General features: G+C 67.7%; 19 protein-coding genes. 7 read left to right on the top strand and 12 right to left on the bottom strand.

All coding sequences use genetic code 11. The features are described from left to right. Window positions 1-36 precede the first annotated feature (36 nt). Window positions 37-414 carry a methylated-DNA--[protein]-cysteine S-methyltransferase gene (locus ACOZ4O_RS09595; RefSeq protein WP_424526164.1) on the bottom strand — a complete coding sequence of 126 codons (378 nt, stop codon included), beginning with the start codon at window positions 412-414 and terminating at the stop codon, window positions 37-39. A gap of 93 nt (window positions 415-507) precedes the next feature. Between ACOZ4O_RS09595 and nucS the strand changes: the two genes are divergently transcribed. Continuing rightward, complete coding sequence (gene nucS / locus ACOZ4O_RS09590) at window positions 508-1,257, top strand: endonuclease NucS (RefSeq protein ID WP_424525088.1); 750 nt, start codon at window positions 508-510, stop codon at window positions 1,255-1,257. Here nucS and ACOZ4O_RS09585 read toward each other — a convergent pair. From ACOZ4O_RS09585 to ACOZ4O_RS09570, 4 genes are read right to left on the bottom strand one after another with little or no spacing between them, the layout of a single operon-like run. Continuing rightward, window positions 1,244-2,278, bottom strand: coding sequence for a sensor histidine kinase (locus ACOZ4O_RS09585; RefSeq protein WP_424525087.1), 1,035 nt, complete (start codon window positions 2,276-2,278; stop codon window positions 1,244-1,246). The two genes, nucS and ACOZ4O_RS09585, sit on opposite strands and share 14 nt — an antisense overlap. Window positions 2,279-2,317: 39 nt before the next feature. Further along, the gene (locus ACOZ4O_RS09580) at window positions 2,318-3,847 is read right to left on the bottom strand and encodes a preprotein translocase subunit SecD (protein ID WP_424525086.1); all 1,530 of its coding nucleotides are present in this window, start codon (window positions 3,845-3,847) and stop codon (window positions 2,318-2,320) included. Continuing rightward, window positions 3,844-4,734, bottom strand: a complete 891-nt coding sequence (secF, locus tag ACOZ4O_RS09575) for a protein translocase subunit SecF (protein WP_424525085.1) — start codon at window positions 4,732-4,734, stop codon at window positions 3,844-3,846. The genes ACOZ4O_RS09580 and secF overlap by 4 nt, the downstream gene beginning before the upstream one ends. A gap of 51 nt (window positions 4,735-4,785) precedes the next feature. Next, window positions 4,786-5,382 carry a metal-dependent hydrolase gene (locus ACOZ4O_RS09570; RefSeq protein ID WP_424525084.1) on the bottom strand — a complete coding sequence of 199 codons (597 nt, stop codon included), beginning with the start codon at window positions 5,380-5,382 and terminating at the stop codon, window positions 4,786-4,788. An 80-nt stretch (window positions 5,383-5,462) separates the two neighbouring features. On the opposite strand from ACOZ4O_RS09570, the gene ACOZ4O_RS09565 reads away from it, so the two are divergent. Beyond that, window positions 5,463-6,068, top strand: coding sequence for a hypothetical protein (locus ACOZ4O_RS09565; RefSeq protein ID WP_424525083.1), 606 nt, complete (start codon window positions 5,463-5,465; stop codon window positions 6,066-6,068). Here the strand turns inward: ACOZ4O_RS09565 and ACOZ4O_RS09560 are convergent. After that, window positions 6,056-6,526 (bottom strand): DUF5812 family protein, encoded by a 471-nt coding sequence (locus tag ACOZ4O_RS09560; RefSeq protein ID WP_424525082.1) that lies wholly within the window; start codon window positions 6,524-6,526, stop codon window positions 6,056-6,058. The two genes, ACOZ4O_RS09565 and ACOZ4O_RS09560, sit on opposite strands and share 13 nt — an antisense overlap. Window positions 6,527-6,610: 84 nt before the next feature. Between ACOZ4O_RS09560 and ACOZ4O_RS09555 the strand changes: the two genes are divergently transcribed. The 3 genes from ACOZ4O_RS09555 to ACOZ4O_RS09545 are packed head-to-tail and all read left to right on the top strand — an operon-like array spanning window position 6,611 to window position 8,797. Then, window positions 6,611-7,888 carry a glucose-6-phosphate isomerase gene (locus ACOZ4O_RS09555; RefSeq protein ID WP_424525081.1) on the top strand — a complete coding sequence of 426 codons (1,278 nt, stop codon included), beginning with the start codon at window positions 6,611-6,613 and terminating at the stop codon, window positions 7,886-7,888. After that, window positions 7,888-8,607 carry a lysostaphin resistance A-like protein gene (locus ACOZ4O_RS09550; RefSeq protein ID WP_424525080.1) on the top strand — a complete coding sequence of 240 codons (720 nt, stop codon included), beginning with the start codon at window positions 7,888-7,890 and terminating at the stop codon, window positions 8,605-8,607. The genes ACOZ4O_RS09555 and ACOZ4O_RS09550 overlap by 1 nt, the downstream gene beginning before the upstream one ends. A gap of 58 nt (window positions 8,608-8,665) precedes the next feature. Next, the gene (locus tag ACOZ4O_RS09545; protein WP_424525079.1) at window positions 8,666-8,797 is read left to right on the top strand and encodes a CopG family transcriptional regulator; all 132 of its coding nucleotides are present in this window, start codon (window positions 8,666-8,668) and stop codon (window positions 8,795-8,797) included. Here the strand turns inward: ACOZ4O_RS09545 and ACOZ4O_RS09540 are convergent. Both ACOZ4O_RS09540 and ACOZ4O_RS09535 read right to left on the bottom strand, forming a co-directional pair. Beyond that, complete coding sequence (locus tag ACOZ4O_RS09540) at window positions 8,794-9,252, bottom strand: NOB1 family endonuclease (protein ID WP_424525078.1); 459 nt, start codon at window positions 9,250-9,252, stop codon at window positions 8,794-8,796. The genes ACOZ4O_RS09545 and ACOZ4O_RS09540 overlap by 4 nt on opposite strands. Next, a complete protein-coding gene (locus tag ACOZ4O_RS09535) occupies window positions 9,252-9,494 on the bottom strand; it encodes a PRC-barrel domain-containing protein (protein ID WP_424525077.1) in 243 nt (80 codons plus the stop codon). The genes ACOZ4O_RS09540 and ACOZ4O_RS09535 overlap by 1 nt, the downstream gene beginning before the upstream one ends. A gap of 120 nt (window positions 9,495-9,614) precedes the next feature. On the opposite strand from ACOZ4O_RS09535, the gene infB reads away from it, so the two are divergent. Both infB and ACOZ4O_RS09525 read left to right on the top strand, forming a co-directional pair. Beyond that, on the top strand, window positions 9,615-11,417 hold the full coding sequence (gene infB / locus ACOZ4O_RS09530; RefSeq protein WP_424525076.1) for a translation initiation factor IF-2: 1,803 nt from the start codon (window positions 9,615-9,617) through the stop codon (window positions 11,415-11,417). A 192-nt stretch (window positions 11,418-11,609) separates the two neighbouring features. Further along, on the top strand, window positions 11,610-11,870 hold the full coding sequence (locus tag ACOZ4O_RS09525) for a hypothetical protein (RefSeq protein ID WP_424525075.1): 261 nt from the start codon (window positions 11,610-11,612) through the stop codon (window positions 11,868-11,870). Between the two features lie 7 nt (window positions 11,871-11,877). Here ACOZ4O_RS09525 and ACOZ4O_RS09520 read toward each other — a convergent pair whose 3' ends face one another. From ACOZ4O_RS09520 to pan2, 4 genes are all read right to left on the bottom strand, one after another. After that, window positions 11,878-12,252, bottom strand: a complete 375-nt coding sequence (locus ACOZ4O_RS09520) for a DUF5811 family protein (RefSeq protein WP_424525074.1) — start codon at window positions 12,250-12,252, stop codon at window positions 11,878-11,880. A gap of 47 nt (window positions 12,253-12,299) precedes the next feature. Further along, window positions 12,300-12,872, bottom strand: coding sequence for a DUF7110 family protein (locus ACOZ4O_RS09515; RefSeq protein WP_424525073.1), 573 nt, complete (start codon window positions 12,870-12,872; stop codon window positions 12,300-12,302). A gap of 91 nt (window positions 12,873-12,963) precedes the next feature. Then, window positions 12,964-13,443, bottom strand: a complete 480-nt coding sequence (locus ACOZ4O_RS09510; RefSeq protein ID WP_424525072.1) for a pyruvoyl-dependent arginine decarboxylase — start codon at window positions 13,441-13,443, stop codon at window positions 12,964-12,966. Window positions 13,444-13,509: 66 nt separating this feature from the next. Further along, entirely contained in the window at window positions 13,510-14,736 is a 1,227-nt protein-coding gene (pan2, locus tag ACOZ4O_RS09505) for a proteasome-activating nucleotidase Pan2 (protein WP_424525071.1), read from the bottom strand. Window positions 14,737-14,779: the final 43 nt, after the last annotated feature.

Genomic DNA, 14,779 nt, shown 5'->3' with positions numbered 1-14,779 from the left:
CCCGTGAACGCGCACGAACCGAGAAATAACGCGGGGTCAGCGCGCTCCCTCGTGTTCGAGGAGGCGGCGTTTCGCGTCCGTGCCGCCGGACGCCGAGTACCCGCCGAGGCCGCCGTCCGCACCGACGACGCGATGACACGGCACGACGACGGCGACGGGGTTGCGGCCGCAGGCTTGGCCGACCGCGACCGCGGCGGTGTCGAGTTCGCCGGCGAGGTCGCCGTACGTCCGGGTTTCGCCGTACGGAATCCGTTCCATCGCCCGCATCACGTCGCCCGTGAACGTATCGGGATAGTCGATATCGACATCGAAGGAGCGGCGCTCGCCGGCCTCGTACTCGCGGAGCTGCTCGCGGACCGCGGCCTCCGAGGCGTCCACGGACGCGTCGTCGAGCGCGAACTCGTAGCCGAACAGCGTTATCTGCACGACCGAGTGGTGGACGCGGACCGAGTTACGTGTAGCGTTCGAACGCACTCCTTAAGCGGGCCGCGCGCCATCACTCGAGAGATGGCGGCCGAGCACTACGACAGCCCGGACGCGGAGACGCTCGCGAACGTCGTGGAGACCGGACTCCACGAGGGCGCGATAGTGACGCTGCAGGCCGAGTGCGAGGTCGAATACGACGGCCGCACCTCCGGCTATCTCGGTCCCGGCGACCGCCTGCTCGTGTGTAAGCCCGACGGCACCCTGCTCGTGCATCAGCCGGACGGCCACAAGCCCGTGAACTGGATGCCCGCCGGCGGCACCGTCTCCGCTCGGGAGTCCGACGGCGACCTCGTCGTCGTCGCGCGCCGCGTCAACCCCCGCGAGCGCGTCGAAGTCCGACTCATCGACGCCTACGGTGTCACTCGCTACGACGCGGACGACGCCGCCGAGTACGAGGAATCGGGCACCGAGGACGAGATGCACGCCTACATCGAAGCCCATCCGAACGAACTCGAAGACGGCTTGCGAATCGTCGAACACGAACGCGAGACCAAGTACGGCTTCATCGACTTCTTCGCCACCGACGCGGACGGCAACCCCGTGGTAATCGAGGTGAAGCGCATCCAGGCGACCCTCAACCACTTCGACCAACTGAAGCGGTACGTCTCGCTCTACGAGGACAACGACGAAGTTCGGGGAATGCTGGTCGCTCCTTCCGCGTCCGAGCGCGTGCGGCGGGCGCTCCGGGATTCCGGCCTGGAGTTCGTGGAGCTCGCGGAGTTCGACCGGGACGCCACCGGCACGACGGACGCGAAGCTCAGCGACTTCTGAACCGCAGGCGGACGACGCCGTCGTCAAAGGAGAGGTCGCCGTCGTAGGCGTCCGCCACCCACTTCGCCACCCAGAGACCCAGCCCGCTCGCGTGCCGCAACTGCGTCACCTCGCGCTCGCCGAGCACGATTTCGCGCTCGCTCTCCGGCACGCCGGCGCCCTCGTCCTGCACGGCGACCGACACCCAGCCGTCCTCGCGGGTGACGGCGACCGAAACGGGGCCGTCCGTGTGCTCTATCGCGTTCTCCACGAGTTCGCGCACGGCGCTTTCGACGTACTCGCCCGCGACCGCCGGCGCGGACTCCGGCGCGTCGAGGTCGATACTCGCATCCGGGTAGTCCTGGCGTGCGCCGATGACCGCGTCACCGACGAGGTCGACGATATCGACGTGTTCGGCGTCCGTTCTGTTCGTTTCGACGAGTTTGCGGAGCGTCTGGAGGTTGTCGTGCAGGCCGCCCAAATCGGCCGCCGTCTCCTCTAGGTCGTCCGCGACCGCGTCGCGCTCTTCGGGGGTGTCCGCGTGGCGGGCGCGACTCGCGTCACCGTACAGGTACTGGCTGATTGTGCGGAGGTCGTGGCGCACCAGCCGCGAGAGCACGGAGAGCTTCTGTCGTTCGCGTTCGAGCGCGCCGGCGCGGATGCGGCGCGCGTCGTTGATACCGATGAGGACGTGCGCGAGCGAGCTGATAGCGACGAGGACGGTGCCGGTGAACACGGGCGCGGCGGGCGGCGACCCGAGCGCGTCCTGATAGCCGTAGATGAGGACGAGCGCGAGCGTGATGACGACGACGCCGAGCAGGTTCCAGGCCGCGATGCGGACGGTCTGTCGGACCGTGAACTCGAATCGGTAGACGACGTAGCCGAGCGCCGCCACCGCGAGGCCGACGGCTCCGCCGAGCCCTGCCACTGCCAGACCCGCGAGCGACAGTTCGACCCGGAGGACTTGCGCGACGACGACAGCGACGACGACGAGGCCGGTGGAGCTAATCGTGGCGCTGGCGGCGGCGCGACGCACATACATGGGCGACCGTAAGCGCGCGTCGAAGAATAGGCGTTCGGGTTAGCGGTTGTCCGTGAGGAGGCGGCGGAGGATGTCACCGTACGCCGGCCGCGTCACCAGCACCCCGATGAGGACGCCGAGGATGGTGACGATGGCGAACCCGCGGAGGTCGCCGAGGCTCAGGAACGCGAGCGGACTCATCGCGATGATGGTCGTCGCGGCCGCGGCACCGATGATCCAGAGCGCCTTCCGGAACCGACTCTGGAACACGCGACTGGAGGACACCTCCTCGGTCATCACCTCGTCGGCGATGATGATGAGGTCGTCCACCCCCGTTCCGATGACCGCGATGAACCCCGCGATGTGTGAGAGGTCGAGCGCTAACTGCGTGAGCGACGCGAACCCGAGCAGGACGACGACCTCACAGAGCGCGGTCGCGACCATCGGCACCGCCACCCGCGCCTCACCGTAGCGGAGGTAGACGACGAGTCCGACCGCGAGCGCCGCGATGAGTCCCGTCAGGAAGGACAGCGGCTTGAACCGCTCCGCGAGGCTCGGCGAGATGTAGTACGTCGTCCCCTTATCGAGGTTGAGCGTCGAGGGGAGCGCGCCGGCGCGCAGGTCGATCTGGAGCTGGCGGGCGTCCGCGAGCGAGTCCGCCTGAATGACGAACTGCGGGTTCTTCACGAAGTCACCGTTCTCCATGCTCCGCGCGAGGTCCGACCCCATCGAGGACGAGTAGACGACCTCGCCGTCGTTCACCGTGAGCAGGCAGTACTGGGTCGCGTTCGGACTCGACCGGTACTGACAGTTACTGATGCCTTGGCCGGACGTGAAGCCGTACTCCTGCATCGCCGCCGCGAAGTCCCGCGCGACCGGTTCCGTGAGCGTCACCGGAACGACGGGACCGAGCGTCTGACTGCGGTACGGCGTGCCGATGCTCGCCGATTTGAGGTCGCTCGACGTGAGCACCGTCTCGTTCACCATCGAGCCGTTCCGCGGGAAGTACGCGTCCTGGCGCACGCTCCCGCGCTCGGTGACGAGCTGGCGGACGTTCGAAACGTTCTGGCCAGGGACCTCGACGAGGATGTAGTGCTCGCCGGTCTGCGAGGACTCTATCTGCTGGACGGTCGTTCCGCCGAGTCCCGTCTGGTCGAGTTTGTCCTGCAGGACGTCCACGATGGTGTTCCGGGTCGGCTGCGTGACCCCGCTGCGAACGCTCTCCACGCTGAGGTTCGTCGCGGCGAGCGCGTTCCGGAACGGCGTCTCGTTCACGTCAGCGTACACCTCGACCGTGTCGAGATTGGTGCGGGCGCGAACCTGGCTCTGTTCGAGGCCGAGTTCGCTCGCGACGGTGTTCTGTACGTCGAGTTGGTTGTCTGCGGTGACGTTGTCGACGCTGGCGGTTAGTCCGGTGACGGGCGCGCGGATGCGGGTGCCGCCGTCGAGCTGGATGCCGTACTGGAGGTTCGTCGGCTGCGCGGCCGCGGTGCCGGCGTCGTTCCCCGCGACGCCAGGCGCGAACAGCGCGATACCGCTGGCGACGACGAGCACGCAGAGGAGGACGACGCGCCAGTTCTCGCGAATCATCGCGCCACCCCCTCGTACTTGTACCAGCGCAGCAGGCTGAGGTTCAACATGTAGGTGTTCATCAGGTCAGTCGCGAGGCCGAAGGCGAGTATCATCCCGATGGAGGTCAGGAGTTCGATGCCGAACGCGTACGCGACGATGGTCATCACGATCATCGCGATGAGTGACGTGGTCGTCATCGTCGCGCCGGTCTTGAACGCGCGGTCGACGCTCTCGTAGAAGCTCCCGGAGCGCCTGAGTACGTGGTTCGTGAGGAGGATGTCGGAGTCGACGCTGTACCCGATGAGCATCAGGAGCGCGGCGACCGTTCCCAGGGAGAGCGAGATACCGAAGAGGTTCATGAGGGCGAGCGGAATTACGATGTCGCTGAACGCGGACGCCACGACGGCGAGGCTCGGGATGAACGAGCGAAAGAGGATGAAGACGATGGCGCTCATACCGCCGAACGCGATGAGGAGGCCGATGAGCGCGAACTCTTGGTTGTTCGCGCCGAACGTCGCGGACGTGGTGCGGAGGCCTTCGAGACTCATCTGGACGGACGAGGAGTCGACGCGCTGACGGATGTAGTCCTGGAGCGCGGCCTGCGTCTGTCCGGTCTCCGCCTGGAACGTCAACACGTACGTGTCGGGCCGCGAGGGGATGGAGCGAACGGCCTCCGGCGGGTGCTCGCTGAACGCCGAGACGACTGCTGATTGCGATGCGGGGGACGTGACCGTGAGTTCGGTCCCGCCCGTGAACTCGATTCCGAGGGGGACCGGTGTCCCGGTGAGGGCGAACGCGCCGGCGAGAACCACCAACGCCACCAAGAGCGCGGCGAGCGGTGGCACGAGGAGTTGGCGGTTCGAGTACCGGCTGAAGTCCACCTCCGGGACCTCGAACGATGGCATACGTTCGGTTTGCGCAAGCCCCGTGGATAAGGGTTGAGTTTTCGGGACGGCCTAGAGGTCCTGAACGAACCGCTCCGGGACGTAGTCAAGGACGGTCGGCGGCGTGCGCGCGACCAGCCACTCGGCGACGGCGACCATCGGTTTCCGCACGAGGACATAGCCGGCGGAGACGGCGAGCGCGCCGACCGCGAGGAGTTCGAGGCCGCCTGACAGCGCGAGGACGACGGGGACTGCGGCGACGGCGGCGAGGCCGAGGTCTTCGGGCGCGCCGTCGTAGCGAACCCAGCGCTGCGGCGGGAGCCAGCGGCCGTTGAAGTGGTCGTAGACGGCGCGGTCGCTCGTGCCCTCCCACGGCCGGAGTTCGAGGCCACCACCGAAGGCGTCCATCGCGGAGTGAACGGCGGCCGCGACCACGAACAGGACGGCGCCGAGCGTCCACGGCCCGGGCGCGAACGTGGCGAGCAGGCCGAGCGGGAGCGCGAGGAGCGCGTAGTACACCGGGAAGTGCAGGGTCTTCCGGTGGCCGGCGTAGAGGTCGAGGTCGGGGAACGCGCCGCCGGCGAATCCGGCGGCGAGGACGGCGGGCGCGGCGTCGGGAGCCACGAGTACCGCGATTGCGAACCCGATGAGCGCGTGCGTCGTCGCCATCATGATACTGTCGCTTAGGAGAGAACAGAACTTAGCGCTTTCGCGGACACTTAAGTGAGGGTCGGTGCAAATCGAGGGTAGTGGTTCGAACCGCCCGCTCGCTCGTGCACGCCCTCCAGGCGGCCGTCGCGCTCGTGTTCGTCGTCGGCGTCGTGACGCGGAACCCCAGCGTCGCCGTGAACGCACTCCTCGGCCTGCTCGTGACGCTCGTCCCGAACGTCCTCGAACGCGACTACGGCGTCGTGCTCGGCCCGCTGCCCGCGCTCTGGGTGACGCTCGCCGTCCTTCTGCACTCGCTGGGGATGCTCGGTCTCTACGACACGCTGGTGTGGTGGGACCACCTCACGCACACGTTCTCCGCGGGCGTCGCCGCCGGCGCGGCGTACGCCGCCGTCCACGCGGTCGACCTCCACACGGACCGCCTCTACCTGCCGCCGCCGTTCATCGGCGTCCTCCTCATCATCGTGACGCTCGGGTTCGGCGTGCTCTGGGAGACCGCCGAGTTCGTCGCGCGCGACCTCGCAATCCTGTTCGGCTTCCGCCCCGTCCTCGTCGTCTACAGCCTCGAGGACGCCATCGTCGACCTCGCGTACGACGCGCTCGGCGGCCTCCTCGTGGCGTGGTTCGGCACGACCCGCCTCGACAGCGTCTCGCGAGAACTAGAAGCGCGCCTTCAGGGGAGGTAGCGCACGCTCACCACGCCCTCGTCGGCATCGAACCGGATTTCGACCCGATTGACCCCGAGGCGCGCGGCGCGTTCGAGCGTCGCCTGGTCGTCTTCGACGTCCGCGACCGCGTCCTCAGTTTGTGCGGGCGGCACCGCGAGCACGTGCACTTCGCCCGTCCCCGCTCGCTCGGTAGTCGTCACGTCGCCCTCCGCGAGGTCGTCGTGGAGGTCGTACGCCTGCGTCGTCGGGCGCTCCTCGCTTCGCTCCACCGGGATTTTCGTTCGGTCTTCGACCGCCGTCACCGACCACGTCACCTCCATCGGCGGGTCGGGGCTCACCGTCGCCTCCAGGACCTCGCCGGCCTCGACGCCTGGGTTCGAGGAGAGGGTGTGAACGTGGGTGTCGCGGACGTCCGCGAGCACAGCGGAGTCCTCGTCCGCGTGCGTCACGAGGAACGTGCCGGACTTCTCACTCATACCCGTACTGGGGGCCGGCGGCTTTTCGGGGTTTCGCTCGCGGCCATCGCGGGCGTTAAGGCGGCGGGCGCCGGGGATGCGAGTATGAACGTCGACGTGGGCAGGGCACTCTCCGAGGTGGCGACGCCGGGCGTCCCGCGGGACGCGCTCGACCGACTGGACGACCGGGTGGCGGACGCGCACGACCGAATCGCCGCCGGCATGGACGACGACGCGTTCGGGTACGCCGCGCTGAACCTCCCCGAGACCGTCGACACCGAACGGATTCGGACGGCCGTCGAACCGTTCGCGGACGCCGACACCGTGCTCACGGTGGGAATCGGCGGGAGCGCGCTCGGCGCGGCCGCGCTCTGTGACGCGCTCGGCGACGACACGGACACCCACTTCCTCGACAACGTCGACCCCGCGGCCGTCACCGACCTCCTCAACGACATCGACCTCTCGGAGACCGTACTGGACGTGGTGTCGCGGTCGGGGACGACGGCCGAGACGCTCGCGAACTTCCTCGTCGTCCGCGAGGCGATGGCGGATGAAGGCGTCGACTGGACGGCGCGGACGTTCGTCACCACCGGCCCCGACGGGAACCTCCGCGACCTCGCGGACGCCCACGACCTCCCCGCGCTCGACGTGCCCAAGGGCGTGCCGGGGCGGTTCTCCGCGCTCTCCACCGTGGGGCTGCCGGTCGCGGCGCTCGCCGGCGTGGACATCGAAAGCGTCGTCGCGGGCGCACGCGAGGAGCGCGAAACGCTGTCGGGCAGTCTGTTCGACTGTCCGGCGTACGCGTACGGCGCAACTGCGTACGCGCTCGACGTGCGGGGCGCGGGCGTGAACGCCGTGATGCCGTACGCCGAAGGCCTGGAGACGTTCGCGGAGTGGTTCGCGCAACTCTGGGCGGAGTCGCTGGGGAAGGACGGCCTCGGGCAGACGCCGGTGCGGGCGCTCGGCGCGACCGACCAGCACAGCCAGCTCCAGCTCTACCGCGCCGGCCCCCGCGACAAGCTGGTGAGCCTCGTCACGGTGGGCGACCGACCGAGCGTGCCGATTCCGGCCGCCGACCTGGAGGACCTCGACTACCTCGACGGCGAGAGCCTCGGGAGCCTGCTCGACGCGGAGTTCCGCGCGACGGAGGCGAGTCTCGCTGAATCCGGCTGTCCGAGCGTCCGCGTGGAACTGGACGCGCTCGACGCGGCGAGCGTCGGCGGCCTCCTGTTCGGGATGGAGGCGGCGTGCGTGCTCGCCGGCGAACTCTACGGCGTCGAGACGTTCACGCAGCCCGCGGTCGAATGGGGGAAGGAGGCCGCGCGCGGCCTGCTCCGCGGCGACGAATCGCTCCCGGAGACGCCGTCGTTGCGCGTGGAATAATGGCGGGGTTCGACGCGTACGCGGCGACGACGCGCGTCGCGCTCGTCAGCCTCGGCGCCGTCCTCCTCGGGTCCGTCGCGGGCGCGGTCGGCGCGGCCGCCACGTCCGGTCTCCCGGAGAGCCTCTCGTACGGCGTGCAGTCCGCGCTCGCGAGCGTCGTCATCGGCGCTGTCGCGGTCGCGGCGGTTCGCGTGCGCGGCGAGAACCGCGTTCGCGGCGGACCGCTCGACTTCTTCGACCTCGCCCGGCCGAGCGCGCGCACCGTCGGTGTCGGCGTCGTCGCGGGCGTCGCGATGCTCGGCCTGCTCTGGGCGTTCGGCGTGCTCACCACAGCGCTGGACGTGCCGTCGGCGAGTCACGGCGTCCAAGAGCGTATCGAGGCGAACCCGACCATCGCGCTCGTGATGAGCGTCGTCTCGCTCGTGTTCGTCGCGCCGGGCGAGGAACTGCTCGCGCGCGGGTTCGTCCAGAAAACGCTCTACGACCACTACTCGCCCCGGCTGGCGGTCGTGGTGGCGAGCGCGGTGTTCGCCGGCGTGCACGTGTTCGCGTACGCGACCGCGCCGGCGCTCGCCGTCGCCGCCTCGCTCACCCAGCTGTTTTGCGTCTCGCTCGTGCTCGGCGCGGTCTACCTCTGTACGAAGAACCTCGTCGCGCCGATAGTGGCGCACGGCGTCTACAACGCCGTGCAGTTCCTCCTCATCTATATAACCGTCTGACGCGGGGCGGACGACCGGCTGACCGAGACTTATATTCCCACGTCATTAATTCACATTTATGGGTCGGAAGCTGTCCGCCGTGTACGACGAGGAGGTGGTCGCGGAGATAGAGCGTCTCGCGAGCGAACACGACCTCACGGAGCAGGAAGTGCTCCGGCAGCTCGTCTATCTCGGGCTCGACTCCCGCTAGCTCGGATTCTTTCGCGTCAACGAACTCCCACAGACCGGACAGCGCTCGCGGTCCTCGTCGAACGTCCGCCCGCAGCCCTGACACTGGAACACCCACTCGCGAGTCTCCGTGATTCCCTCCTGCTGGACCACGTCGACGGGGACGCCGAGGTCGGACGCGACGTTCTGCATCGCGTAATCGTCGGTGACGAGCGTCGCGTCGAGTTCGTGCGCGGCGGCGACGAGGCGGAGGTCGGTGTCGGAGAGCGTGTCGAGGTCGCCGGTGCGGCGGGCGGCCTGCCGCGCCGCGTTCACGGCAGCTTCGTCCGGCACGTGAACGCGCATCCCGCCGCCCTCCATCGCGTCGAAGCGGTACATGGAGGCGTCCGTGAGTTCCTCGCGGACGAGCGGAATCGTGGCGATATCGTCGTCAGTCTCGTAGCCCGCGATGAACGCCGACGAGTCGAGGACGCGCACTATCGCCGGACGACGATGTAGTCCTTCACCGCCTGCACGCGACCCACCGGAATCTCGTAGTGCCCGCGGTCGTCCCGGGAGAAGTCGAGCGCCGTGGTGAGTTCCTCGTTCGGTTCGACGAGCAAGTCCACGAGTTCGCCCGTCTTGAGGTTCATCGTGATGTTGTACAGCATTCCCAGTTCGGTTCCGTCCGACCCCATCACGGCTTTCCCGGAGAGGTTTTCGGCGAGAATGTCGGCCATAATCCTCGCTGGTTGCCGAATCCACATAAAGCCCGCGGGGCGGCCGAAGTCCCGGATTCCGGGAGCCTTAAACCGACGAACGCGCTTCTCACACGTAACAACCGTTTTCGGGGTTACATCATGTCTCAGGAACACTCTGCGTCCGAACCCGGCGACCTCCGCACCCCCATCGTCGCCGTTCTCGGACACGTCGACCACGGAAAGACCAGCCTCCTCGACAAGGTACGGGGGTCCGCCGTCATCGAGGGCGAAGCCGGCGCTATCACCCAACACATCGGCGCGACCGCCGTCCCGCTCGACGTGGTGTCGGAAGTCGCGGGCAGCCTCATCGACCCGGAGAGCTTCGACCTCCCCGGTCTGCTGTTCATCGACACGCCCGGCCACCACTCGTTCACCACGCTGCGCTCCCGCGGCGGCGCGCTCGCCGACATCGCCATCCTCGTCGTGGACGTGAACGACGGCTTCCAGCCGCAGACGGAGGAAGCCATCCGCATCCTCCAGGACACCCAGACGCCGTTCGTCGTCGCGGCGAACAAGATAGACACCATTCCGGGCTGGCGGCCGCACGAGGACGCGCCCGTCCAGGAGACGTACGAGGCGCAGTCCGACCGAGTGCGCCAGCAGCTCGACGAAGCGCTCTACGAACTCATCGGGGAACTCTCCGACCACGGGTTCTCGAGCGACCTCTACTGGCGGCTCCAGAACTTCCAGAACAACGTCGGCGTCATCCCCGTCTCCGCGGAGACCGGCGAGGGCGTCCCGGACCTCCTCACCGTCCTGATGGGGCTCGCGCAGCGCTACATGAAGGAGGATATGGAGGTCGACATCAGCGGCCCCGGCGCGGGAACCGTGCTGGAGGTGAAGGAAGAGCAGGGGTTCGGGACGACCGTCGACGTCATCCTCTACGACGGAACCATCCGCGAGAACGACACCATCGTCGTCGGCGGGATGAACGACACCATCGTCACGGAAGTTCGCGCGCTCCTGAAACCACAGCCGCTCGCCGAAATCCGTACTGAAAAGCGATTCGAGAACGTCGACGAACTCTCCGCCGCGACCGGCGTGAAGATCGCCGCGCCCGAATTGAGCGATGCGATGGCCGGCGCGCCCGTCCGCGTCGTCCGCGACCGCCCGCTCCAAGACGTCATCGACGAGGTCGAAGCCGAACTCGCGGAAATCGCCGTGGAGACCGAAGAGGAGGGCGTCGTCGTGAAAGCCGACACGCTCGGCAGCCTCGAAGCGCTCGCGAACGCCCTCGAGGACGCCGAAATCCCCATCATGCGCGCGGAAGTCGGCGACATCGCGCCCCGGGACATCTCGATGGCGACCACCGCCGACGAGGACATCCACCGCTGCATCCTCGGGTTCAACGTCGACGTGCTCGCGGACGCCGAACAGCGCGCCGAACAGGACGGCGTCGAACTCTTCGAGAGCGACGTCATCTACCAGCTCGTCGAGAGCTACGAGGACCACGTCGACGCCATCGAACGCCAGCAGAAGGAAGCCGTCTTCGACAACATCCGCCGCCCCGCGCGCTTCCGCATCCTCGAAGACCACGTCTTCCGGCAGTCCGACCCCGCCGTCGTTGGCGTCGAAGTCCTCTCCGGCACCCTCAAACGCAACACGCCGGTCGGGAAGTTCGACGGCAACGAACTCGAACGCGTCGGCGTCGTCAAAGGCATCCAGGAACAGGGCGAGGACGTCGACGAAGTCCGCGCCGGAAACCGCGTCAGCGTCTCCATCGACGGCCCCACCGTCGGCCGCGACGTGAAGGAAGGCGACGAACTCTGGGTCGACCTCCCCGAGAAACACGCCAAAGTCCTTGAACAGGAACTCGCCGAAGAAATCCCCGCCGACGAACGCGAAGCCCTCTCCATGTTCGTCGACAAACGCCGCAACCGCGACCCATTCTGGGGGAAGTAGGCGGACGCTTCGCGTTCGCCGAACCAGCGAACGCGGAGTGAAGCGACGCGTGAGCAGACAGGACGCTCCCCGTCCGCCGAACCAGCGAGCGCATTACTTCTGTTTCGCCATTCCTAGTCGGAATCGTACTGGTGACAGTCGGGAATAGTCGCCATAACGTTTAGAATTTCGTGGTGCATACCGTTGGGTGTGATGTATCGACCCGATACGAGTACTGGCGAGGCTGTACCGTCCGGTGAGGGACCGTCTCCGCTGGACCGCGTGCTCGGTTCTGCGGTCCGGTTGTCCGTCTACGACCTCCTCTTGGTCGGGGTTCCGGTCCTGTTGCTCGCGGGGGTCGTGGTCGGGCAGTCCGTCGGCGTGTCCGTGACGGCGGGCGTGAGCGCTGGCTGTCTGGGTGCGCTCGCGCTGGTCGCGTACGGACTGTTCGGCGTGCCGCCGCGCGTCGGCTAAAAGACGGTTATCGGGCTGGCGGGTCGATGTCCGCGTTCGCGAGCGCGGCCTTCACCTGAAGAGCGGCGCTCGCGGCGAGTCCGCGCGCGACCTCGTCGCGTTCCGCGGACGGGATGAGTTCGCTGTCGTCCTCCTCGAAATCGGGCGTGAACCCCGCGGAGACGGGATTACCGATTGGGGGACGGACGGCGACGGTTGCCTGTGGTCCGTTCGACCCCTGATTCACTTCGGATCCGACGGTGTACTCGTCCGGCAGGAACTCTCGGGTTCGGGACGCGATGCGGGAGAGGCTCTCGCGGAGCGCGCGGTGCTGCGCGGGCGAGAGGTCCGCGGCGGGCGTGTCGGGCGTGGTCGGCCCGGCGTACGGCGTGTTCCCGTTCATAGTCTGAGTAGGGCTGGATGGGGGATAAGCCTTCGTCCCGGGGCGAGCTAGTTGATGTACTCGTTGCCGCGCCAGTCGACGCCGCCGTTCCCGTTGCCGTTCCCGTTCGCCTGGGACTGCTCGACGACTTCGACGGCGGCGCGTCGCGCTTCACCGTCGACGACGCGGGTCGCCTGCAGTTCCTCCTCCTCCTCGTCCGCCGTGATGGCGGTGAGCGTGCCCTCCACGTCGAGCAGGGCGATGTTTCGCAGCAGGACGAACATCGGGTACCGCACGGCGGTGTTCTGGAGGACGGTTTCGAGGTCGCCGGAGAAGCTCGCGTACTCCACGAGTTCGGACGTGATTTCGTCCTCTTCGTCGTTTCGGCGCGCCCACTGGCGTTCCTCCTCGTCCTGGTCGTAGATGCGTTTCTCCTCGACCTTCGCCTTCAGCTGCGCTGTCGGCGTGTACTTGCTGAGGGAGTCGTCGGCCGCGACCGCTTTGATGAAGAGCATGCGGTTGCGGCGGTCGATTTCGAGGTCCTCGACTTCCGCCGGAAGGTCGGGGTTGTCGAGATAGTCCTCTAGGTCCTCGAGCGGGAGGTCGAAGTTCGCGGAGAGCTGGTATACGTGGCCTGTCATGAGTGTGCGATTACTGGCGTGGTTCGCGAGCGACTCACAGCAATCTACTCGATAGTAGGAGGTGCGTGCATAAATGGGCAATGCTCGGCCGTCAACAAATCGGGGTCGCGTGGCCGTACGCCGCGAGAACCACGGCAGACGCGTACTCGCCCGCGTCCGCGGTCACCGTCGCGGTCTCCACTCGTTCGCCCGCGAACGCCCAGTCGCGGAGGTCGCGGCCGGCGTCCAGTCCCTCCCGAACCACGTGCGCGATCTCGTCCGCGTCCGTCTCCCCGGCGGCCTCGTAGAACAATCCGGGGCCCAGATTCTCGCTGCGGCTCCACGCGAGCCCCGCGCTCGCCCGACTCGGTCCGGCGACGCTCGCGTGCGCTTCCACGACCGTCAAGCGGTTCCCGGCGGGTCCGAGGTCGGGCGCGGTCCCAACCACCTCGACGGGCACGTCCGCGGGAATGACGGACGAGACGCTGACGAGGTTGTAGTTGTGGAGGTTCGCGTCCGCCAGCGCGGCGTCGTACGCCGCCATCTCCGTGGGCGCCGTGCCGGTCCCCCACGCGATGCGAATGCTGCTCATACGAACGAGAGCGCCCGCGCGAAATAAGGCGTGTCGATTACGGGAAGCGCCGAGTAGAGAAGTCGGTTACTGGACGTAGACGGAGTGGCCGGGCGAGTCGTCCTCGGCGTTCCGCTTGATCTTGTCGAGCGCGTCCTCGAAGTCGGCCATGGTGACTTCGTCGCGGCCGTCCCGAATCGCGAACATGCCGGCTTCGGTGGAGAGGCTCTCCAGTTGCGCGCCGGAGAAGCCCTCGGTGCGGTCCGCGAGCGCGGCGTAGTCCACGGCTTCCGCGAGGTTCATCTCGTCCGTGTGGATGGAGATGATGCGCGAGCGCGCTTCCACGTCCGGGTTCGGCACCTCGATGAGGCGGTCGAACCGGCCGGGGCGGAGAATCGCCTCGTCGAGCATGTCGAAGCGGTTGGTCGCGGCGATGATGCGCACGTCGCCGCGCTCGTCGAACCCGTCCATCTCGCTGAGGAGCTGCATCATCGTCCGCTGGACCTCGGCGTCCCCGGAGGTCTTCGAGTCCGTGCGCTTGGAGGCGACGGCGTCGATTTCGTCGATGAAGACGATGGCGGGTTCGCGCTGCTCCGCGAGGTCGAAGAGGTCGCGGACCAGCCGACTCCCCTCGCCGATGAACTTCTGGACGAGTTCGGAGCCGGCCATCTTGATGAACGTCGCGTCCGTCTCGTTCGCGACGGCCTTCGCCATCATCGTCTTCCCCGTGCCGGGCGGGCCGTGCAGGAGCACGCCGCTCGGCGGTTCCACGCCGATGTTCTCGAACTGCTCCGCGTTCAGAAGCGGGTCCTCGACGGCCTCCCGGACCTCGCGGAGTTCCTCGTCCAGTCCACCGATGTCCTCGTACTCGACGGTCGGGGACTCGTCGACTTCCATCGCTTGCGCGCGAGCGTCCGTCTCGTCGTCGAGCACGCGCTGCACCGCGAAGGAGTCGTTGATGGCGACGCGGTCACCGACCTCCAGTTTCTGGCGGAGGCGGTCGCCGACGTCCGTGAGGACTTCCTGATTGTTCCCGTGCTGCTGGAGGATAGCGCCGTCGTCGTTCAGGTCCTCGACCGTCGCGATGTAGAGGGACGCCGTCTTCAGCGTCTCGTTCTCCCGCTGGAGGTCCTCCACGCGCTCCCGGAGCTCCTCCTGGTGGTCGCGGACCGACGCCAACTGGTCTTCGAGCTGGTCGTTCACCGTCAGAATTTCCTCGTAGTGAGCTCTGAGGGCGTCCAGCCGTTCCTCGGGGGTCGAATCGGGGTCGACATCGAGGGTCGGCCGGTCGGGTAGAGATGGGCTGCGGGACATCCTGTTGGCCGCCAGTATGGCCCGCGCGTAGAAGTCCCTTTGG

This window comes from Salarchaeum japonicum, from assembly GCF_049705945.1.
In the GTDB taxonomy this organism is placed as follows: Archaea; Halobacteriota; Halobacteria; order Halobacteriales; family Halobacteriaceae; genus Salarchaeum; species Salarchaeum japonicum_A.
The sequence above is the reverse complement of the archived record's forward strand: the minus strand, read 5'-3'. Positions and strand labels throughout refer to the sequence as shown.

Coding starts and splice junctions, on each gene's coding strand:
- nucS (WP_424525088.1), top strand. CDS start 508: ATGGCGGCCGAGCACTACGACAGCCCGGACGCGGAGACGCTCGCGAAC.
- ACOZ4O_RS09585 (WP_424525087.1), bottom strand. CDS start 2,278: ATGTATGTGCGTCGCGCCGCCGCCAGCGCCACGATTAGCTCCACCGGC.
- ACOZ4O_RS09580 (WP_424525086.1), bottom strand. CDS start 3,847: ATGATTCGCGAGAACTGGCGCGTCGTCCTCCTCTGCGTGCTCGTCGTC.
- secF (WP_424525085.1), bottom strand. CDS start 4,734: ATGCCATCGTTCGAGGTCCCGGAGGTGGACTTCAGCCGGTACTCGAAC.
- ACOZ4O_RS09570 (WP_424525084.1), bottom strand. CDS start 5,382: ATGGCGACGACGCACGCGCTCATCGGGTTCGCAATCGCGGTACTCGTG.
- ACOZ4O_RS09560 (WP_424525082.1), bottom strand. CDS start 6,526: ATGAGTGAGAAGTCCGGCACGTTCCTCGTGACGCACGCGGACGAGGAC.
- ACOZ4O_RS09555 (WP_424525081.1), top strand. CDS start 6,611: ATGAACGTCGACGTGGGCAGGGCACTCTCCGAGGTGGCGACGCCGGGC.
- ACOZ4O_RS09550 (WP_424525080.1), top strand. CDS start 7,888: ATGGCGGGGTTCGACGCGTACGCGGCGACGACGCGCGTCGCGCTCGTC.
- ACOZ4O_RS09545 (WP_424525079.1), top strand. CDS start 8,666: ATGGGTCGGAAGCTGTCCGCCGTGTACGACGAGGAGGTGGTCGCGGAG.
- ACOZ4O_RS09535 (WP_424525077.1), bottom strand. CDS start 9,494: ATGGCCGACATTCTCGCCGAAAACCTCTCCGGGAAAGCCGTGATGGGG.
- infB (WP_424525076.1), top strand. CDS start 9,615: ATGTCTCAGGAACACTCTGCGTCCGAACCCGGCGACCTCCGCACCCCC.
- ACOZ4O_RS09525 (WP_424525075.1), top strand. CDS start 11,610: ATGTATCGACCCGATACGAGTACTGGCGAGGCTGTACCGTCCGGTGAG.
- ACOZ4O_RS09520 (WP_424525074.1), bottom strand. CDS start 12,252: ATGAACGGGAACACGCCGTACGCCGGGCCGACCACGCCCGACACGCCC.
- ACOZ4O_RS09515 (WP_424525073.1), bottom strand. CDS start 12,872: ATGACAGGCCACGTATACCAGCTCTCCGCGAACTTCGACCTCCCGCTC.
- ACOZ4O_RS09510 (WP_424525072.1), bottom strand. CDS start 13,443: ATGAGCAGCATTCGCATCGCGTGGGGGACCGGCACGGCGCCCACGGAG.
- pan2 (WP_424525071.1), bottom strand. CDS start 14,736: ATGTCCCGCAGCCCATCTCTACCCGACCGGCCGACCCTCGATGTCGAC.